The organism is Longispora urticae (assembly GCF_053902585.1).
The window spans coordinates 1-19,952 of the sequence record NZ_JAQZSH010000009.1; the positions used below are offsets into that span (position 1 = coordinate 1).

A 19,952-nucleotide genomic window follows, 5' to 3' on the forward strand; every position below is an offset into this window, starting at 1 on the left:
GGGCGACGACGCGCGTCCCCCCCCACGGCGCTACGCCCGGACGAACGTCGACACCGTGCCGGTGTCGAAGGACCACGAGTCGACCAGTGCGAAGTGGTTCGGGGCGAACGGCGCGCCGAACATCGGGATCCCCGAGCCGGCCACGATCGGGTACCGCTTGACGATCAGCTCGTCGATCTCGCCGAGCAGCTGGCCGGCCAGGTTCCCGCCGCCGCACAGGTAGATGCCCCGCCCGTCCTGCTCCTTGAGCCCCCGGGCGAACGCCACCGGGTCGCCGGCGACGATCTCCACGGCCGGATCGGTCGAGGCCAGGGTCCGGGAGAACACGTACTGGGTGAGGTGCGCGTACGGGCTGGGGTTGCCCGCGTCCAGGGCCGGCTCGTAGCTGCCGCGCCCCATCAGTACCGTGTCGAACTTCTCGTTGGGCGCGTCGGCCACCCCCACGAGGCCGCGGACCTGGGTCGGGATCAGCTCGGGGTACTCCGCGATCATCGCCGTCATGAGGTCGCCCTCCAACGGGAAGAAGTCGAACCGCCCGTCGGGGTCCGCGATGTACCCGTCAATGGTCGCGCCGACGTAGTAGGTCAGTTTTCGCATGATTTCCTCCTGTTCCCGATCCTGCCGGTCTACCACCCGCGGCCGCCCGGACGCCGGAGCGACGCGGCCCCACCCGCCGCTCGCTACGCTGGGAGGCATGAGTGGTGGCGTGCCTGACCGGCTGTGGCTGGTCGAGTCGTTGCTGAACTCCGTCGAGATCTACCAGTCCGGGGCGGACGAACTTCGCGATCTCGGAACTTTCCGGCAGTGGCTGACCGCGCACGCCCCGCTGGCCGCCGACCGGGGCCGCCCCGACACCGCCGCCCGCCTGGCCGCCGAGCCGTCGGAGGCCGACCTGGACCTGGCCCGCCGGCTGCGTACCGAACTGCGCGCCGAGGCCGTCACCCACCACCGGGGCGGCGCGGCCCGCGACCAGACCGGGCTGCGCGCCGTCGCCGCCGAGCTGCCCCTCGTGGCGCAGCTTCCCCACCTGGTGCCGGCGGGGCACGGCACCCGGGCCGCGCTCGCCGAGGTGCTGGCCGATATCGTGCAGTCCGGCCCGGAATGGCACCGGGTGAAGATCTGCCCGGCCGACGACTGCCAGTGGGCCTACTACGACGCGTCCAAGAACTCGTCGCGCCGCTGGTGCTCGATGGAGCTCTGCGGCAACCGGAACAAGACCAAGAAGTACCGACAACGACAGGCCGCACATGCCCCAGCCACTGACTGACGCCCTCGACGAGCTGCGCGGGCAGCTCACCGACCCGGAACGGCTCGTCCGGGCGGTGGCGGCGGGCAAGCGCCGGTCCGGTACCCCCCAATGGGTCCGTGCCGAACTGCGGCCCGTCACCCTCAAGGGGGTCCGGCGGCTCCAGGTCGTGGTGACGTCCGACCGGCCGCACACCCGCAACGTGGACTTCACGGACCCGGTGGTCGCGGAGCTGCTCGCGGAGCCGTTCGGCAACTGGCACGTGGAGACGGTGTCGGAGACGATCCAGCTCCGGGTGACGAAGAAGGGCGAGGCCCAGGTGTCCCGGCACGCCGCCGCGCACACGGCCGTGACCAGCCACGACCGGGCCAAGGAGCACCTGCTCGCCCCCGACGACCCGATCTACCGGCTGATCGGCGGCAACGCGGCCAAGCGCCGGCAGGTGGACGCGTTCCTCCGGGCGCTCGACGCGACCCTGGGCCGCCGACCGGCCGGCGCGCGCCCCGGGGAGACGGCCACCGACGCGGGATCCGGCACCTCATCGGACCTGGCCACCGACCCGTGGTCCGGCGGCTCTCCGGCCCCGGCCGCCGGCGCCGCGAGCACAGAGCTGGCCCCGGGCACCCCCGGACGGCCGTTGCGGATCGTGGACCTGGGCTGCGGCAACGCGTACCTGACGTTCGCCGCCTACCGCTACCTCACCTCCCAGGGCATCGACGCCGAACTGGTCGGCGTGGACGTGCGCGCCGACCAGCGGGACCGCAACACCGCCCTCGCCGAGGAGCTGGGCTGGGCGGACAGGGTCCGGTTCGTGGCCGGCACGATCCTGGAGGCCCCGGTCGAGTCGGCCGACGTCGTCCTCGCGCTGCACGCCTGCGACACGGCCAGCGACGAGGCCCTGGCCCGCGCGGTCGGCTGGGGCGCGGAGCACATCCTGGTCGCCCCGTGCTGCCACCACGACATCGCCACCCAGCTGAAGAAGCACCCGTCCCCGCTGGTCGGGCAGCCGATCCTGCGGGAACGGTTCGCGGACGTGCTCACCGACAGCCTGCGCGCGCTGATCCTCCGCCAGCACGGCTACCGGGTCGAGGTCACGGAGTTCGTCGACTCCGCGCACACCCCGCGCAACCTGCTGCTCCGGGCGACCCGGACGGGCACGGTGTCGGGCGGGCCGGAGTTCGCGGCGCTGGTGGACGAGTGGCACGTGGCCCCGCACCTGGGCACCCTGCTCACCGCCTGACCGACCCGACGGCCGGGGACACCGCCGAGCACCGGGCACGGCCGGGGCCAAGGCACGGCCGGGGCCGCGGCCGGGGTCTGGGCACGGTCGGGGCCGGGGCTCGGTCTGGGCACGGTCGGGGCCGAGGCGCGGTCGGCCAGACCGAAGGACAGTTCGCGACGGGTACCGGGGCGGGGCACCGGAATCCGCCGCCGCCCAGCCGTGTCGTAGGCGTGTCGTACCGTGTCGCCATGCCTCCCTACGTGCTATTCGTGCCCACACCGGACGGTGACCGTTTCGCGCTCCTCGACCGCGCCGGCCGACTGCTGCGCGCCCCCGACCTGCTGGCCGTCTGGGCCTACGACGAGGACGGCGCGGGCGACTGGACCGCCCCGGCCCAGGCCCTCGACGGCCGCTGGGGCTACCTGGACGCGGCCGGCCGGTGGCTGGTCGAGCCGACCCTGCTCGCGGCGCAACGGATGTCCCCGGACGGCCTGGCCCGGTTCCGCGCGGAGTCCGGCTGGGGCTTCGTGGACCGGACCGGCAGGGTGGTCGTGGAGCCCGTGCACGACGCGGTCGGCGGGTTCTACGAGGGCCTGGCGTCGGTGGACGACGGGGGCCGGGTGCGGTTCGTGGACACCACGGGGGCCACCGCCATCGAGGGCCCGTTCGCGCAGGTCGGAGGGTTCTCCGGGGGCCTGGTCAGCGCGCGGTGGGTGGCGGACGGGCCGATCGGTTTCGTGGACCGGTCCGGCACGGTGGTCATCGAGCCGCAGTTCGACGGGGCGCGGCCGTTCTCGGCGGACGGCGCGGCGGCCCCGGCCCGGGTGGGCAAGCACTGGGGCCTGATCGACCGGTCCGGCGGCTGGCTGATCGAGCCCCGGTTCCCCACGCTGCACGCCTTCAACGACGACGGCCTCGCCTACTTCACCGAGCAGCAGCCGAGCTGGTCGACCCCCGAGCAGCAGGGCTACCTGGACTCCGCCGGCCGGCTCGTGGCGACCGGCGAGCGGCACCTGTCGGAGGAGATGGCCTGCGGGCTGGCCCGGACGAGCCCCCTCCCCGGGCTGGGCTTCGTCGGCCGGTCCGCCATCGAGGGCCCGTTCACCTGGGCCACCGACTTCCACCCGTCGGGGGCGGCGATCGCGCTGCGCGAGGACGAGTGGGGCGTGCTGCGCGCCGACGGGGAGTTCCTGCCGTCCGGGATGCGGGAGCCCGCCTCGGACTGGGACGGCCTGGTGATCGGCTACGGCCCCGGCCAGGGCATCGCGCCGTTCCTGTCCTCGGACGCCTCCTGGGTGTACCTGGACACCCACGCCACCCCTGTCGCCCGGTACGAGGTGGCCGACGGGCGGGCCCGGCTCACCGGTCCGGAGGGCGGCGAGCTGTGGGCTTCGGGGCCGGAGGAGGGCAAGTTCCGCAGGCTGATCCCGGGACTGACCCAGGGGCCCGAGGAGATGCGGGACTCCCGGGAGGACGTGATAGCCGCCGCCGAGCGGATGCTGGCCGCCGAACCGGTGCCGTACCGGCCGTGTTCGCTGGTCTTCGGCGGTTGGCGGGACCCGATGGACCTGGACTTCGACCCGGACTACGACGACGAGGACGAGGTGACCTGGCGGGGCGGCATCGTCGTCCTGGCCAGCGACCACGTCAACGACGAGGCGAGCAGCACGTACCCGTTCCTGTACTCCCAGAACTGGGACGTGTTCCGGGACCTGTTCGCCGGCTGGGAGCGCCGGCTCGTCGAGCGGTTCGGGCCACCGACCGGGGAGTTCGCGCCGCTGGCGGGCGGGAACCATGACGGCTGCCGGGTGTGGACGTTCGACGCCGGCAAGCTGGTGCTGGAGTGGCACCAGGAGTCCGGGGACGGGAACTTCGAGAACCAGATCTGGCTGGCGTGGGTCACCGGCTCCGAGCCGTCCGGGTCAGGAGACGAGGAGTAGGGCGGGCCGGCAGGGCCGCGCGGGACCGGCACTGCGGTCCGGGGTTCCGCGCGGGACCGGCTCCGTGGCCGCAGTCCCGCGCGGGACCGGCTCGGGGGCCGGGGGCCCCGCGTGGGCGTACCTCGCGGGGCCGGCACGGTGGGCAGTGCCTCCGGAACCCGGGCCGGCTCCCGCCGTAACTAGATGATGTTCTGGTTCGAGGGGGTGAAGCGGAACAGGCGCAGGCTGTTGCTCACCACGAGCACGCTGGACAGCGCCATCGCCGCCGCCGCGACCACCGGCGTGACCAGCCCCGCGACCGCCATCGGCAGCGCCACCAGGTTGTAGGAGAACGCCCAGAACAGGTTGCCCTGGATGGTGCGCAGCGTGCTCCGGGACAGCCGCAGCGCGTCGCCCACCACCCGCAGGTCGCCCCGCACCAGGGTCAGGTCGGCGGCGGCGATGGCCGCGTCCGTACCGGTGCCCATCGCGATCCCCAGGTCCGCCTGCGCGAGCGCCGCGGCGTCGTTGACCCCGTCGCCGACCATCGCCACGACCTTGCCGGCCGCCTGGAGCCGCTTCACCTCGGCGACCTTGTCGGCGGGCATCACGTCGGCGATCACCGTGTCGATGCCGACCTCGGCGGCGACCTTCTCGGCCGTGGTCCGGGCGTCGCCGGTGAGCAGGACCGGGGTGAGGCCGAGGGCGCGCAGCTCGGCGACGGCGCGCGCGGAGGTGTCCTTGACCCGGTCCTCGACGGTGATCGCGCCCTGGACCGCGTTGTCCCAGGCGACGAGGATGCCGTCGGCCTCGGTGGGGATGCCGTGGTCGCGGAGGAGGGCGGCGCGGCCGACCAGAACCCGGTGACCGTCCACTGTGCCCATCGCGCCGAGGCCGGGGAGGGCCTTGAAGTCGGTGACCGGATCCAGGAGGGTGCCACCCGTCGGCACGACGCTGCCGGCCCGCGCACCGTTCGCCGCCCTGGACACGGCGCCGCTCGCCGCCGCGCTGTCAGCACGGTCGCCCGCCGAGGTCGAGGCACCACCGGCCGGGTCGCCACCAGCCGGGTCGCCGCCCACCCGGGCCGCCCCCGCCCCCGCCGCCGCCGCGATCGCCCGAGCGATCGGATGCTCCGCCGCATGCTCGACGGCTCCCGCATACCGCAACGTGTCCGGATGCCCCGTCACCGAGGTCACCGTCATCTGCCCGGTCGTGACCGTGCCCGTCTTGTCCAGCAGCACGGTGTCGACCCGCCGGGTGGACTCCAGGATCTCCGGCCCCCGGATCAGGATCCCCAGCTGCGCGCCCCGCCCGGTGCCGACCAGCAGCGCCGTCGGCGTCGCCAGCCCCAGCGCACACGGGCACGCGATGATCAGGACGGCCACGGCGGCGGTGAACGCGCCGGTCAGGCCGTTCCCGGTGCCCCACCAGAAGCCCAGGGTCGCTGCGGCGAGCAGCAGGACGACGGGTACGAACACGGCCGCCACCCGGTCCGCGAGCCGCTGGACGGGTGCCTTGCCGCTCTGCGCGTCCTCGACCATCCGGCTGAGCTGCGCGAGCTGGGTGTCGGCCCCGACCCGGCTGGCCCGCACGACGATCCGGCCCCCGACGTTGACCGTGGCCCCGATGACGGCGTCCCCGGGCCCGACCTCGACGGGTACGGACTCCCCGGTCACGGCGCTGTTGTCGACGGCGCTGCCGCCCTCGGTGACCGTGCCGTCGGTGGCGATCTTCTCCCCGGGCCGCACGACGAACAGGTCGCCGACCTTGAGGTACTCGATCGGCACGGTGGACCCGTCGACGAGGGTCGCCTCCTTGGCCCCCAGTTCGGCGAGGGCCCGGAGCGCGACGCCGGCCCTGCGCTTGGCGCGGTGCTCGAAGTACCGGCCGGCGAGGAGGAACGTGGTCAGCGCGGCCCCGACCTCCAGGTAGATGTGGTGCTCGCCCCGGGGTCCGGTCCCCGGCCAGCTCATGGACATGGTCATGCCCGGTTCGCCGGCCCCGCCGAGGAACAGCGCCCACAGGCTCCACGCGTAGGAGGCGACGACGCCGACGGAGATCAGGGTGTCCATCGTGGCCGCCGCGTGCCGCAGGTTGACGAACGCGGCCCGGTGGAACGGCCACGCGCCCCAGGTGACGACCGGGGTGGCCAGGGTGAGGGCGGCCCACTGCCAGTAGGTGAACTGGGCGGCCGGCACCATGGACAGGATCAGCACGGGCAGGGTCAGCAGAGCGGACCCGATCAGACGGGTACGACCGTCGTCCGGCCGTTCCTCCGTCGCCTTCTCCTCCCGGACCGGCGCGGGCGGGCTCGCCGTGTAGCCGGTCGCCTCGACGGTCGCGACCAGCTCCGCCACCGTCACCGGCTCGGCGTAGCTCACCTTCGCGGTCTCGGTCGCGTAGTTGACCAGCGCGGTCACGCCCGCCATCCGGTTGAGCTTCTTCTCGATCCGGGCCGCGCACGCCGCGCAGGTCATGCCGCCGATGTCGAGCCGCACCTCGGCCATCTCAGACCACCACGGTGAACTCGGCGGTCCGCACCGTGCCACCGACCTGGTAGTCGAGGAACGCGCGGTACCGGCCCGGACCCGGCGCGGTGAACCAGAACTTGATCGCGCCGCCGGACAGCTCCGCCTCGGGATGCGCGTGCACGTACCCGACGTCGCCCTCGCGGACGATGATCAGATGCCCGTACGCGCCCAGGTAGCGCTCCAGGTTCGTGACCGGCGACCCGGCCGTGAACACCCGGAACAGCAGCGGCTGGCTGGCGCCGATCCGGGGCGTGCCCTCGTACGTCACGTCGAACCCGCCCACCTTCGCCTCGCGGGCGGCGGCGGGCAACGGCGTCGGCTGGTACGTCCCGGGCACGGTGAGATCCGCCCCCAGTACCAGTGGAGTGAGGTTGGTCGTGAAGTCCGCGAACATCCGGTAGCTGCCCGGCTCCCGCAACGTCAGCGGCAGCTCCCACGTCCCGTCCGCGCGCATCGTCGGGTGCACGTGCTGGTAGCCCGACAGGTCGCGCCGCACCACGATCATGTGCAGCCGCTGCTCGTGCACCTGCGCGAACTCGGTCACCACCTTGCCACCCGGCCCTACGACGGTGAACGTGAACGGCGCGCTCTCCCCCGCGACGAGCTCGGCCCGCCCGGGCACCAGCGTGTACCCCTGGGCGCTGATCGCCAGCCCCGTCGCGTCCCCGGTGCCCGTGGCGCCGTGATCGTGCCCGTCCCCCGACGCCTTCGTGCTCGCGCCGTGGGCGTGCGCCGACGGGTTCGACGGCACATTGGTGGGCCCCGCGACCTTGCCGATCAGGAAGCCGGACACCAGCGCGACACTCAGGCCGCCGATGAAGACACCGAGCCGGACGGGCGGACTGCTGGTCATGACAGCTCGTATCCGGCCTCGTCGACAGCGGCCCGGACCTGGTCGAGCTCGAGCGGCGCCTCGCTGGTCACGGTGACGGCCTTGCTCCCCAGATCAACGGTCACATTGTTGACGCCCGGCAGCTTGGTCAGCTCGGCGCTCACCGCGGAGACGCAGTGGCCACAGGTCATACCGGCAACGGTGTAGGTCGTATCCATGGCCTCACCGTACCCCCGGGGGGTATCTTTCTCCAAGTCGGGTGTCCGAGTTGCCCATATTGTGGAGTTTTCCTATCCTCAGGTGTCTAGTTCATCACCTTCTGGGAGTACTGAATGCGGACAGCAGTCCACGTCACCAGCTCCCCCGGCCCCGCCTCGCGCCCCTGGCCCGGGCCGGATTCCCGCCGGCGCACCGCGCCCGGCCGGCCCGTCCCGCGCGTCTCCTCCGGCCCGCTGGCCCCCTCCGGCCTGCTCGCCTCCTCCGGCCTGCTCGCCTCCTCCGGCCCGCTCGCCTCCTCCGGGCCGCTGGCCCCCGCCGGACCGCTGGTCCCCGCCGGCCCGCTCGTGCCCGCCGGGCCGACGGCCAGGTCGCGGTCCCTGATCGGCTTGCTCGCCCTCGCGCTGATCCCCCTGGTCCTAATGCCCGCCCTGCCCGCCGGCCCGGCCATCGCCGACCCGCCCGCCGTCACCGACCAGCAGCTCGACCAGACCCTGCAACAACTCGAGATCATCATCGAGAAGTACGACCTCGCCCGCGAACAGCTCAAGGCCACCCGCGCCCAGACCACCGCCCTAGACACCCAACTGGCCCCCCTCCGCACCCGGGTCGCCACCCTGAACACCGAGGTCGGCCGCCTCGCCTCGGCCCTCTACCAGGGCGGCTCCGTCAGTACCGCCAACGCGTTCGTCAACACCACCTCCCCCGAGGACCTCGCCGAGAAGCTCGCCATCGTCGACCACCTCGCCCACCGCAACCGCCGCCAGATCGACGCCCTCAACGCCGCCAAGGCCGGCCTCGAAACCCAGAAGAAGGCCCTCGACGCCTCCCTCCAACAACAGACCCGCGCCGAACGCGAGATCGCCACGAAGAAGGCGCACATCGAACAGCAACTGGCCGCGTTCACAGCCGCCCGCTGGGGCCTGGGCCGCCTGGAGACGCGCGACTCCTACGTCCCGCCGTTCAAGCTGGGGCGGGGCGGGGCGGCGGTGCAGTACGCGTACGGCGCGATCGGTACCCCCTACGTGTTCGGCGCCGAAGGCCCTGGCGCCTACGACTGCTCCGGGCTCACGATGGCGGCGTGGCGGGCCGCGGGGGTCTCGCTCCCCCACAGCGCGGAGCTGCAACGGCAGGTGACCGACCCGGTGCCGGCATCGGAACTACGCCCCGGCGACCTGGTCTTCTACTACCCGGACGTGCACCACGTGGGCGTGTACGCCGGCGCCGGCCGGGTCATCCACGCGCCGCAACCGGGCCAGCGGATCACCATGGCGCCGATGAACCAGATGCCGGTGCACAGCTTCGGGCGGCCCCGGGTGCGGGGGGCGTCGGCGGGGTGAGAGGGTTCGCTAGACTCTCAGGGCCGCCCTCGTAGCTCAGGGGATAGAGCATCGGTTTCCTAAACCGTGTGTCGCAGGTTCGATTCCTGCCGGGGGCACCTCCGCGTGACCACGCAAAACAGGCCCTTGACCAGGGGATACCCCGGTCAAGGGCCTGAGTCTTTCTACCCGGCTGTACCCGGATCAGGGGCCGATTGGCCCGACTATCCGTGCCGAGACCGTGCCGAAGCTCGGTTCCCTTGCCGAACCCGTGCCAAAATTTCTTCGCCCCTGCAGGTGCTCAGCCTGCTCCTGGGTTAATCCGACAGATCCGTAATCCGCTGCCTATCCGGTCGACGCGGGGTCAGTGCTGCCAGCCAGGTCGGCAAGCTGAAGGGAGGAGCGGACGAGGGGGCACCACCCGTTGGCAGCCGGGCCTGTTGTCCATCCTGCTGGCCATGCACGCGGTCGTTGATTGGAAGCTGTCTCCAAAGCCTGCGCCTCGTTGAACCCGACTTCTTGAAAAAAGGCCGCAGCCTCGGCCCCTTCGTTCCAAGCGAAGGCACCCGGCTCGAACCTGGCGTCCCCAGTGAACGTCGCACCGCCGAAATCAGCGAGTCCGTCAAATGTCGTCTCGTCGAACGAGGCGGTCTCAGCGAAGGTCGCTTCCTTGAATTCGGCTCTCATGTTGAAGGTCGCCTTTCCGAACGAGGCATCTCTGGTGAAAGCCGAGCTCCCGAACTCGGCAGACCCGCCGAAGGTTGCCTCCACGAACCAAGCACTTAAGGCGAAGGTCGCCTTACGAAACGCGGCCTTGCTGATGAAGGTCGCGTTTCCGAACCATGCGGAGCTATCGAAGGTCGCCCCTTCGAACCATGCGTCCTCGATGAAGGTTGTCCCTTCAAACTCGGCCGCCTCGGTGAACTTCGCGTCCTCGAACCAAGCGTCCCCGGTAAACCTCGCCTCCTCAAACCCGGCAGCCCCGGTGAACACCGCACCGCTGAATCCGGCATCTCCCGTGAAGGTGGTCCGAGCGAACTGCGCCTTGTGGAGTCGACAGTCATTCAGGTCGAAGTCGGCCAGAGTGGCTCCGGTGAGATTGACGTCGATAGTCCAGTAGGCGGGGTAGTGCCCGGGGTCGGGTGCTGTGTCATTGCGTTCGCCGGGTGATCGGGGGTCGTGAAGGTGGGTGGTCAGGATCGTCTGGGCGGTGAGACGGACTTGGAGTTCTTCGCGAGCTTCTCGCTCAGCGGCGACATCGACTGTTGTGGGCGCGGTCGAGTTAGTCGGGGTGTGGTTTCCGCCGGGCGGGGTGTAAGGCATGCGCAGGTATGCGCAGAGGACATCGGCGACGGTTTGACGAAGCTCGGGGTTGTCGCGGCCCAGGCGTTCAAGGGCGTAGAGGCCGGCAAGCCGCACAGGTGCCTTCAGAGAGCCGAGTTGTTCGGCGGATTTGATGTACAGCTCCGTGATGCGCCGTTCGGCTGCGTCGTGACGGGTATCGGCAGCGGTGCGTTCAGCGTGGTTCTGGTTGAAGGCCGCGATCTGCTCGGCGCGTCGCTCGGCAGCATGGGCCCTGACCTCGGCTACCTCGGCGAGTTGATTGGCTGCCTCGGCGACACGTTGGCGACGATAAGCCACGACCAGAGCAGCGATTGCACCGATCCCGGCGACCACCGCCAGGGACAGTTTGAGCAGTTCCACCAGGGTCGCCGTGGCGATGTCTTCGTTCTTTACCGTCGGGAAGCCAGCAATCGCCCACGCGCAGACGGCAAGCCCGGCGGTGGCCATTACTCCGGCCCCAACGGCGAAGCCCACCGCCTTCCACAACGCCATCTGCTTCAAGCTCCGTACGGCGGCGTGCTCCTGTGCAGTCAGCGTTTTCGGTGATGGATCGTGGTGCGGTGCGAGCGTCATAACGCACCGTCCTACTCCTGGCCCCCCCAGCATCGCAATCAGCACACCGACACATCCACCGTTCAGCCGGCAAGGGCGCATGAGCACATCACGCGACAACGAAGCCTGGTGGGCGTCTGGCGAACTCTCCAGACGCCCACGTTGAGCTGCTCGCTACGCGCCCCGTCGCCGCGCCTCGATCCGCCGCAAGTCGTGCTCCTCCTGACCGTCGAGGCACTTCGCGTAGACCCTGTGCAGAACCTCGATGGACTGCCCTGCCCACTCGGCCACTCGAGCCGGACCCACACCGCTGTCGAGCCACGTCGACACGCACGCGTGCCGCAGCGAGTAGGGAGTCTTGGCCAGCATCGAGTCGTAGACGGCCGGCACGAACGCGGCCCGTCGAGCCTTGTCCCAGGTCCGGCCGTACGTGATCCGGGGTACCTCATCGGCCCGCTTGCCGACGAACAGCCGACCGTCCGGCCCTGTGCGGACGTTGCGATGTGGCTCCGCAGAATCGTCGTCAGGTCCGGGCAACCCGGAGCCTCGCGGGTCGCCCCTACGGCGCGGTGTTTGAGCTGGCGCGTCTCGCGGTGAGTGCCTGTGTGAAGAAGTCACACACGCGGCGAAAGAAGCAGACCCAGGAGAAGGGCACCAAGGACAACGAGTTGCGGCCAGTCACTCTCGGGCCAGAGACGTTGCTGCTCCTGGAGTTGTACCGAACGCACTGCGACGATCGGGCTGCAGCTCTCGGCCTGGAGCTCGCGGAGGACGCGTTCACGTTCTCCCTGGAGCCTGACCACAGCGAGCCGATGATTCCGGGCACGGTCGGTCAGCGGTTCGCCCGGCTGACCTCCCGCCTCGGCTTCCCAATGGGGATCCACAGTTTGAGGCACTTCTCCGCGACGGAGCTGGTCGCGGCCGGGGTGGACATCCGGACTGTGGCCGGGCGGCTCGGGCACGGCAGCGGCGGAGCGATCACGCTGAAGTTCTACTCGGCCTGCGTGTCCGAGCGCGACCAGCAGGCTGCGGGGAACCTGGAGCGCTGGATGCCGGCGCTGCCGTTCCGGTTCGACTCGGCCTGGGCTGCGGCGGTCGTGCCCGAGACCGAGGAGCCGAACAGCCCGTACCAGAAGATCGCAGCCGACCTACGGGGCGCCAACAAGTGCGGGGCGCTTGCGCCTGGAAGTCCTGTACCGACTGTCCAACAGCTCCAGGCCCGGTACAAGGTGTCCTTCTGCACGGCGCATCGGGCGATCGCCCTCCTCGCGGAGGAGGGCATGATCATCACGCAAGAGCGCGGAACAGGTCGCCGTCCTTGACGAGCTCGCCCAGCTCGGCTGGGTCCCTCAGTGCACGAACACCCGCTGTCAGCTTCATCCTCACGCCACCGAGCGCCTCGACGATGCGGCGGCACCCGCGCAGAACGTCAAGGCCAGTTTCACAACCACGACCTAAGATCCACCGTCTATCTCCGCCATTGCGCTGCTGATACAGGGGCGATGTCGCCCTCAACGCGGAGACGAACTGCCGGCCAGGACCACCTCATGTCTATGGCGAGACTGCCAGGCAGGGAACGACACCAATGCCCTATTTCGAGGACTTGGCCGCCCGAGCCCGCAGGACGCCGCGCCAGGCGATCCACCGGAAGATCGGGCTCCGACGGATGCCCCCGGGCCAAGGCACAGGCAGCAGCGAACCGTGGTGAGGACCTTGTCATGGACCGGTCCGGGCAGAGCTGGCGATGCCCACAGCAGCCGTCCGGCGGAGTCGGCGATGACTTGAACGTTCAAGCCGCGGTTGTGAGCATGGGGTTCCCCAACGGTTGATGCTGTCTTAGTCGACTGCATCAACGACCGGGGAACCCCGTGGCCCCGCGCGGAGATCAATCAATCGCCAACGCCCTACCCTGACCAGCACCTTCTGAATGGGAAGCGCTCAACGTGAGCTGTCGGGACCTTCTCGTCGCACGCTCAAAGTAGACGGATCTGAATGTCCGAGGACAACTGCAAGGTTGTGCGCCGCCTGGGCGTCACCCGCGTCGGCCGCCCGGCGGAGAATCTCCACTGCCTCATCGACCTCACCACGCCCCACGAGATAGACCGCGACGTAGCACATCGCACCGGTGTGCCCTCCGTCAGCTGCTCGCCGGTGGCATTCCTCACCTTCAGCAGCCTGACCAAGCTCGGCCAGCAGAACCCCAAGGTTGAAGATGGCGTCGTTGTTGCCAGTGCTGGCTCCCCAACGGAAGCATTCTTCTGCCTCAGCCAGTTCACCGCGTTCCACAAGCAATACGCCAAGATTGCTCAACACACTGACATCGCCGGAAGCAAGCCCTTGGCGGTAGAAACTCTCGGCCTCATCAGGCTCGCCGCGCTCGGCGAGCAGCACTGCAAGGTTATTCATCGAGTGAATGTCACCGGCGCCAGCCGCTCGACGGTAGAGCTTCTCGGCCTCAGCAACCTCGCCACGCCTTTCGCAAAGGATAGCAAGGTTGTAAATCGAACCGATGTCACCGGCGCCAGCCGCTCGACGGTAGAGCTTCTCCGCCTCAGCAACCTCGCCACGCTCCACGAGCAGAAGCCCTAGGTTATGAATGGACGCAGGCGTACCGCCAGCAGCGGCTTGGCGGTAGAATTCCTCAGCCTCAACAGCCTCACCGCGTCCCTCGAGCACAACTGCAAGATTGTGCATCGAGTTGGCATGGCCCATTTCGGCGGCCCGCCGATAAAGTGCCTCGGCCTCACCGAGTTCATTACGCCCCTCAAGCAGGACCCCGAGGTTGTACATCGGCTTGGTGCCGCCATCATCGAGAGCCCGCCGGTAAAACTCCTCCGCCTCAGCAAGCTCACCACGCTCGAAAAGCATAGCCCCAAGATTGTTCATTGCCTCGACGTTGCGGTCGGTGGCAGCCCGGCGGTAGAACTCCTCCGCCTCAGCAAGCTCACCACGCTCGAAAAGCATAGCCCCAAGATTGTAATTGGCCCCGGTGTGGTTGGCGTTTGCGGCCTGTCGCCATGCCATCTCGGCAACGGTTGTTTGGGCAGCGTTGTGGGCGCGAATTCCGACGGAATAGGCGGTGTCCGGGTCGGCAAGAGGGAGGACGGCCAACCATGCCTTAGGGGCGACACCTTTGCCTGCCAAAGGACTGGGGTATGTGTCAGCCCGGTCTACGAGGAAATCCGCTGCGGCATAGGCGTCGTAGTTGGGCGTCAGGCAGGAGCTAGCGCCGAGAACAGGTTGACTCGCCCATGCCAAAGCCTCTCCAATTCCGGGGAGGTCGGATCGGTGTTGTCGTCCTTTGCTTAGATAGCCTGCCGCGAGTTCGGCAAGGGTGGCTGCCGGGATGGGCAGGTTGTACCCAGCGCGCCGGCAGTCGATGGCTGCACTGATCAATGCTTGTCCGAGGTCATGGAGTGCCCCTTCGCCAACCGCCCAACGCCTCAACATTGCTGGCCCAGCGACGAGGTACTCCCCGAAACCAACAGTGGACGCTGCGGCATCAGCCACACGCGTGTCATCACCAGCAGCAGCCTGCATCGAGGCAGCCACAGCGAGCTCAGTATCAGTGAGGTGCGAAGTGATAGCGATACGTCGACGGCCAGTGATGTGTTGGAGGAGTTCGACTCCTGGGCGATGAATGCCTGCCTGCTGACGCTCCGTACGGGTAACGGTGGCTGCGGCATCAAGAAAAGCAAGCTCTTCATTGCGAATCGTGGCAACAACAGCAACGTCGCGCCGTCCAACCGGACTCAGCCGTTGCAACAGCGCAAGGTCTACGCCGTCATCACCGAGGTAGCGCTCAAGGTCATCGAGCCAGACCACAGCATTCCGCACCGCATGCCCGGCGTCGAGTAGAGCGCGTAGAGATCCCAGACCAGCTGGCACGAGCAGGTCATCATCTGGGCGAAGGCGCCGGAGAACCTGCGCGGCAGTGCGCGTCTTCCCCGCCGCCGCTACGCCATGGAGAAGCACGATTCCGCCTTCAGCGATCGCCCACTCCAAGTCCGTCTCGCCGTCGCGGGCGACATAGCCGGTGGGCCCGTCGACGTCGGAGCCAATCGACGGCTTCACACCCAACGCACCCAGGTCAATGTCAGATACCGCAGGCGGCCGTTCACCGGAGACGTGTAGCAGAAACCTGGTCAGGTCCGGTCGCGATTGGGGTTCAGAGCCCGAAACCGCCGGACTACGGTAGGCGACTCCTATGAGCCCGCCCAACGTAACAAAGCCGGAGATGACACTCATCCACTTGTCAGCTCGGTCCAGGTGCTCACCAGCGAGGAACCGACCCAGGCTAGTTAAACCTCCCAATGCAACCACCGCAAAGAGACCCTTACGCCACCAGTTCTTGGCTCCGCGCATCATCATCACATGATGGACCCTCCACTCAGGGCGTCTGCTATCGCCATCGATCGAAACCATGGGCAGGTGGATGGCCAGACAACCAGCGGAGGCTGCCGGCGGCCCTGCCTGTGGCGGGCTGGTGACCACGCCGTCCATGACGCCATATGCCAGCGACCTACTTTGACAACTCTCGAATAATCGAAGCGAGGCCAGCGCCTTAACGCTCAGTTGTTCCGAGTGTGACCAGCCAACGCGTCTGCGCCACCCAAGCCATGACATGGTTCATGACATGAAATGGAGTTAACCGGAGTGGTTCCAGTCCCACCCAGATTGCTCCGATGCAACCAAAGTTGCTGGTAGATGCCATGGTCAACACGGACAGAGACCTTCCTAAACCGTGTGTCGCAGGTTCGATTCCTGCCGGGGGTACCTCACGCACCAGCCAGAACCCCGTTCCACCAGCGCAAACGTCGGCCGATCGGGGTTCCTCCGCATCCAGCCGCCTGTCAGGTCAACAGGGAAGTCCGTGCCGCCTCATGATCTCTAGGTGCACCAGATCCCTGGGCCGCCCCACCAGGAGTTTCGTAGTCGCCACAACGTCCAGCCGCGCGAAGCGGATGCCGGCGATGACGTCCGCGTCGTCGATGAGCCTGTCCACGTTCCAACCGAACCAGGCATTGAGTACTTCGATCTCCGCGCCGAAGGGATTGACCACCTCGGCGTACCCAAACGGCGCAGCATGCGGAACACCCCACTGGAGAGCGCGCCGCCAGCCATGGTCATCCACCACGATATCGAGATCCGAGGGGTCCTGGATCCATCCTCGGGCGAACAGGGGTCCGCTGCCTGCCACCACGAAGTCTTCCGGGGACAGGTTCAGCGACAGCAGCTTGCGAAACAAGGGATGATCAAGAACGTCTTCCAAGAGTTCCTACAGAATCTGGAGGCCGATTGACAGCCTGACCAGCATACCCACCGCTACGGCCACCAAGACGCTGGCGAGGGTTCCGACGATGACGTATTGCCCGAATGAGGCGCTGTGGCTGGCGACTGCCGGCAGACGCGTCAGCGCCTTGGCAGCGAGGGCCAGTGCAGCCGCTTCGGGGTGGCCGGTAGCGATGAAGGTGAAGACCAGCGCCCGCTCCGCCCAGCCAAGATAGAGGCCGAGGGGCACCGTCTTCTCAAGATCGACCCCCTCCTGGAGGAAGATGGCCAGATAGGGCGCGACAATCTTCACCACGACCTGGTTGCCGATGAACACGGCGACCAGGAATCCCGACACGACGATCGCCAGTCGGTCGTCAAGAAGCAGGTGCCTGATGACCTGGAAGGAATGCCTGCCGAAGACAGCGGCTCCCGCCAGGATGAACAGCAGCAGGAGAGTCGTGAAAGACCCCTGTAGAGAACTGGCGAGAAGTCGTCCCTTCCCGAAGGCAAGGGCGACTGCGGGCGCTACCCGACGCAAGGCGCGCTCGAACCAGCCCCGGGCCGGGGGACGAAGCGCCCGAACCCGCGCACGAAGTTTCTGGACCTGGTTGGGAAGTGTCCCGGCCAGGCGCCCCCACCTGACAGACAACGCGATGACAAGGACCAAGAGCGCCAACGCCTTCGGGCCGCTGACTACCGGAAGGATGGAATACGCTCCGTACAGCGCCGCGAAGATCACCGCAAACACTGGGCGCCGACCCAATCCCGGAACGGCACCCGGCAGAGCCACAGCGGTGAGCATTCCCAACCACAGGCGTACAAGCTCCACGCGTCTCCCTGCAGATTGACCCGTCACCAAGCGCGCTCATCATAGATGAACGTCGCTACATTGGCCACGATGCCACCAGAGACGCGAAGGCTGGCCGATCTACATCACCGCCCCAGGTGGGCGCATCGGCTTGGACGAGTTCGCCGTGCACCTCGATGAGCCCAGTGACGTCCCGCGATTGTCGCGGAGGATGGCCGCCATGAGCGATGAGCGGCGAACAGGGCGTCGGTGAAGGAATCCACATCAGGGAAAGGGCTCGCGCTCAGGCGGCGGACCGGCTCACGCTGTGGACGGCAGCGGCGCGGGCGGGCACCCTTGCCTGGTGGATCCGATCACGCTCGATCGTCGTTTCGTTCCGTGGCAGTTCGGTGTCGGGCACTCGCGGCTCCTGCTTCGGTCCCGTGCCCGCGGCGGCGATGCCGAGCAGCTGTCCGTCCTCTTCACAGGTGTCAGGGCCGTCAAGCTGCGCACGTCGTACGAGCCTCTGGAACTACGGCCGGCCGACAGGGCCGACCGCGAACTGATCCTCGACTTCGCGGAGATACCCGACCGCCTTCGAAGCAGGTATCTGTGCTTGACCTTGCCGGTCGAGAATGCCGGATTTGTCATCTGCGCCAGGGCCACCGTCCTAGCCGGGGACGCGGACAGGGATCCGGGCGACAGGTGGCGGTCGGACGAGGCCCGCGTTCTGCACGTGCTGACGAACGTCCCCGGCGTCCGGAGCACGGCCCACCAGCCCGACCCGGCGGCGGGGAGGCTGGGGCCGTGACCGACAAACCTTCCGGCTGGTACCGGGTGGCGGTCAGCTCGGCCAGCCGGTCGGGTTCATGCAGGACTCGCGGGAGATGCCGGAACCGGTTTCGGGGAAGTCGCCGAAGCGCTTGTTGTGCAGGTGCGCGAAGAAGTAGCACATGCTCTCGCATTCGGCGTCCATCACCGCCTTCTCCGGATCCCGCGCCACGGCCTCGTAGAAGTCCCGGCCGAGGGCGACGATGAACCCGCGCGCGTACAGGAAGCCGTCGTCCGAGCCGTCGGTCACCTCGTGGATGTCGGCGCGGTCGATGTCGTACAGCCGGCGCTCCAGAACGCGGTCGAGGTCGGTCAGTTCGGCGCCCGACAGCTCCTCGGAGTCGGCGGCCAGGTTCTCGAGGAAGCCGTCGAGCGCGCCGTCGAGGAGCATGACGTCCACCTCGGAGCCGGGCTCGCGCTCCGCCAGGGCGCGCCGCGCCGCGTTGACCCGGGGGTCGAGTCGCGCCCAGGCCGCCTCGATCAGCGCCCAGAACCGGGCCTCGTGTTCGGCGGTGGGCAGCTGCGGGGTGTCCGTACCAGTCATTCCGCGAGCGTAGCCATGGTCTCTGACATTTCCGTGACACTGTCGGGCGGTCGGCCCCCGGGGCAGGGTCGCGTCACTCGGCCGCGGCCACACCGCAGGAGGAGAACCCTGGGCCCCGGACCAGCGAGACGCCCAGGCCGGGCGCTCCGGTGACAGGCTAGCCTCGCGGCATGGATGCCCTGGAGCTCAGAAAGGCCGCGGAGGCCGGCGACGCCGAGGCGATGGTCGCGCTCGCCGACCTGATCGGCGGGGAGGATCCGGAGGACCCGGAAGCCCTTGACTGGTACGGGCGCGCCGCCGCCGCCGGTTCGATCGAGGGCATGTACGCCTTCGGCGTCGTCCTCCGCTGCGAAGGCGACGAGGAGCAGGCCGAGCCGTGGCTGCGCCGGGCCGCCGCGACGGGGCACACCGACGCGATGGTGGAGATCGGGCACATCTTCGACCATCTCGACGAGCGGGAACAGGCAATGGAGTGGTACCAGCGCGCGGCCGACGCGGGCAACGCCGACGGCGCGTCCAACCTCGCGGCCCTGGCCACGCTGCAGCACCCCAGGCCGGCGGTACCCCGCGACTCCGGCGACCCGCCAGCGTCCTGAGCAGCTCGAGCCCCGGCGCCGAGCGCCTCGCGGCCCGGGCAGTCCCGGGTCAGTCGGTCCCGGGCGCCGCCCCGGTGCCACTCGCGCCGATGACCCGCGCCGTGCGGTCGGGCAGCGGGTACACCGGTTCCTCCGGTAGGAGGGCGGTCGCGGCGGGCTCGTCGCCGGCCAGTACAAGTCGATGGATCTGGGTTGTCAGGTCCGTGACGTCCGTGATGCTGACCGTCCACTCCTCGACGTAGCGGGTCACGGCCTCGCCGCTCAGGCCGACCTGGAGGGACCGGTGCGGCAGCGGGGTGAGGCTCAGGGCGCGTTCCGGGTCCCACTGGATCCGCACCGGGCTCGCGCGCAGCTGGCGGGCCCAGTCCTCCTCGCTCGGGTGCTGGTCGCGGTCGAAGTGACTGAGGCAGGAGTGTGCCAGGGCCCACTCGAAGCCGGCACGGGAGATCTCGATGGCGAGTACGCGTTCCTGACCGGGCTTGGTGGCCCAGCCGCAGCGGTACATCATCCAGAGGAATGACGGCTTGATCCAGGTCATCCGCTCGCGCTTGAAGGGTGCGACGAACCGGCCGGCGGCGAGGGCGGGCGCGGCGATCTCCGGCGGGTACGCCTGGTAGACCGTGATCGTGTCGGGGGTGTGGCGGGCCCGGATCTGTCGGGCGGGAAAGTTCACCCCGCCATCGTGTGGCCGATTCCGCAGTGCCGCCACCGGATTTCCCCCGCGCCGTTGGCCGACCTT

Annotated in this window: 18 protein-coding genes, 1 tRNA gene and 1 pseudogene; 8 read left to right on the forward strand and 12 right to left on the reverse strand. The window is 69.0% G+C overall.

Annotated features, from left to right (window positions below; genetic code table 11):
• Positions 1-30: 30 nt before the first annotated feature.
• On the reverse strand, positions 31-597 hold the full coding sequence (locus PT931_RS04570) for a dihydrofolate reductase family protein (RefSeq protein WP_456244432.1): 567 nt from the start codon (positions 595-597) through the stop codon (positions 31-33).
• 97 nt (positions 598-694) lie between these two features.
• On the opposite strand from PT931_RS04570, the gene PT931_RS04575 reads away from it, so the two are divergent.
• The 3 genes from PT931_RS04575 (at position 695) to PT931_RS04585 (ending at position 4,408) form a co-directional block, all read left to right on the forward strand.
• Entirely contained in the window at positions 695-1,267 is a 573-nt protein-coding gene (locus PT931_RS04575; protein ID WP_456244433.1) for a CGNR zinc finger domain-containing protein, read from the forward strand.
• On the forward strand, positions 1,248-2,486 hold the full coding sequence (locus PT931_RS04580) for a class I SAM-dependent methyltransferase (protein ID WP_456244434.1): 1,239 nt from the start codon (positions 1,248-1,250) through the stop codon (positions 2,484-2,486). Before PT931_RS04575 ends, PT931_RS04580 begins: the two co-directional genes overlap by 20 nt.
• Positions 2,487-2,716: 230 nt before the next feature.
• Positions 2,717-4,408, forward strand: a complete 1,692-nt coding sequence (locus PT931_RS04585; protein WP_456244435.1) for a WG repeat-containing protein — start codon at positions 2,717-2,719, stop codon at positions 4,406-4,408.
• Between the two features lie 179 nt (positions 4,409-4,587).
• Here PT931_RS04585 and PT931_RS04590 read toward each other — a convergent pair whose 3' ends face one another.
• Genes PT931_RS04590 through PT931_RS04600 form a run of 3 tightly spaced genes read right to left on the reverse strand, consistent with a single transcriptional unit; the run spans position 4,588 to position 7,968 of the window.
• On the reverse strand, positions 4,588-6,894 hold the full coding sequence (locus PT931_RS04590) for a heavy metal translocating P-type ATPase (protein WP_456244436.1): 2,307 nt from the start codon (positions 6,892-6,894) through the stop codon (positions 4,588-4,590).
• Position 6,895: 1 nt separating this feature from the next.
• Entirely contained in the window at positions 6,896-7,771 is an 876-nt protein-coding gene (locus tag PT931_RS04595; RefSeq protein ID WP_456244437.1) for a hypothetical protein, read from the reverse strand.
• Positions 7,768-7,968, reverse strand: coding sequence for a heavy-metal-associated domain-containing protein (locus PT931_RS04600; protein WP_456244438.1), 201 nt, complete (start codon positions 7,966-7,968; stop codon positions 7,768-7,770). The genes PT931_RS04595 and PT931_RS04600 overlap by 4 nt, the downstream gene beginning before the upstream one ends.
• Positions 7,969-8,082: 114 nt before the next feature.
• Between PT931_RS04600 and PT931_RS04605 the strand changes: the two genes are divergently transcribed.
• Positions 8,083-9,306 (forward strand): NlpC/P60 family protein, encoded by a 1,224-nt coding sequence (locus tag PT931_RS04605; RefSeq protein ID WP_456244439.1) that lies wholly within the window; start codon positions 8,083-8,085, stop codon positions 9,304-9,306.
• Between the two features lie 25 nt (positions 9,307-9,331).
• Positions 9,332-9,404: transfer RNA gene (locus tag PT931_RS04610), tRNA-Arg, on the forward strand.
• Between the two features lie 226 nt (positions 9,405-9,630).
• On the opposite strand, the gene PT931_RS04615 is transcribed toward PT931_RS04610, so the two are convergent.
• Both PT931_RS04615 and PT931_RS04620 read right to left on the reverse strand, forming a co-directional pair.
• Entirely contained in the window at positions 9,631-11,202 is a 1,572-nt protein-coding gene (locus PT931_RS04615) for a pentapeptide repeat-containing protein (protein ID WP_456244440.1), read from the reverse strand.
• Between the two features lie 153 nt (positions 11,203-11,355).
• Positions 11,356-11,718 carry a hypothetical protein gene (locus PT931_RS04620; protein WP_456244441.1) on the reverse strand — a complete coding sequence of 121 codons (363 nt, stop codon included), beginning with the start codon at positions 11,716-11,718 and terminating at the stop codon, positions 11,356-11,358.
• Between the two features lie 68 nt (positions 11,719-11,786).
• On the opposite strand from PT931_RS04620, the gene PT931_RS04625 reads away from it, so the two are divergent.
• On the forward strand, positions 11,787-12,503 hold the full coding sequence (locus PT931_RS04625; protein ID WP_456244442.1) for a GntR family transcriptional regulator: 717 nt from the start codon (positions 11,787-11,789) through the stop codon (positions 12,501-12,503).
• 393 nt (positions 12,504-12,896) lie between these two features.
• Here PT931_RS04625 and PT931_RS04630 read toward each other — a convergent pair.
• The 4 genes and pseudogenes from PT931_RS04630 to PT931_RS04645 form a co-directional block, all read right to left on the reverse strand.
• Positions 12,897-12,986 (reverse strand): annotated as a pseudogene (locus tag PT931_RS04630) (IS5/IS1182 family transposase); the annotation flags it as partial.
• Between the two features lie 133 nt (positions 12,987-13,119).
• Complete coding sequence (locus PT931_RS04635) at positions 13,120-15,552, reverse strand: tetratricopeptide repeat protein (RefSeq protein WP_456244462.1); 2,433 nt, start codon at positions 15,550-15,552, stop codon at positions 13,120-13,122.
• Between the two features lie 487 nt (positions 15,553-16,039).
• Positions 16,040-16,453, reverse strand: a complete 414-nt coding sequence (locus PT931_RS04640) for a hypothetical protein (protein WP_456244443.1) — start codon at positions 16,451-16,453, stop codon at positions 16,040-16,042.
• 6 nt (positions 16,454-16,459) lie between these two features.
• Positions 16,460-17,284, reverse strand: coding sequence for a hypothetical protein (locus tag PT931_RS04645; RefSeq protein ID WP_456244444.1), 825 nt, complete (start codon positions 17,282-17,284; stop codon positions 16,460-16,462).
• A 322-nt stretch (positions 17,285-17,606) separates the two neighbouring features.
• On the opposite strand from PT931_RS04645, the gene PT931_RS04650 reads away from it, so the two are divergent.
• A complete protein-coding gene (locus PT931_RS04650) occupies positions 17,607-18,053 on the forward strand; it encodes a hypothetical protein (protein WP_456244445.1) in 447 nt (148 codons plus the stop codon).
• A gap of 33 nt (positions 18,054-18,086) precedes the next feature.
• Here the strand turns inward: PT931_RS04650 and PT931_RS04655 are convergent, their stop codons facing one another.
• The gene (locus tag PT931_RS04655) at positions 18,087-18,617 is read right to left on the reverse strand and encodes a DUF4240 domain-containing protein (RefSeq protein WP_456244446.1); all 531 of its coding nucleotides are present in this window, start codon (positions 18,615-18,617) and stop codon (positions 18,087-18,089) included.
• Positions 18,618-18,787: 170 nt separating this feature from the next.
• On the opposite strand from PT931_RS04655, the gene PT931_RS04660 reads away from it, so the two are divergent.
• Complete coding sequence (locus PT931_RS04660) at positions 18,788-19,213, forward strand: tetratricopeptide repeat protein (protein ID WP_456244447.1); 426 nt, start codon at positions 18,788-18,790, stop codon at positions 19,211-19,213.
• Positions 19,214-19,262: 49 nt separating this feature from the next.
• Here the strand turns inward: PT931_RS04660 and PT931_RS04665 are convergent, their stop codons facing one another.
• Positions 19,263-19,886, reverse strand: a complete 624-nt coding sequence (locus PT931_RS04665) for a DUF4291 domain-containing protein (protein WP_456244448.1) — start codon at positions 19,884-19,886, stop codon at positions 19,263-19,265.
• Positions 19,887-19,952: the final 66 nt, after the last annotated feature.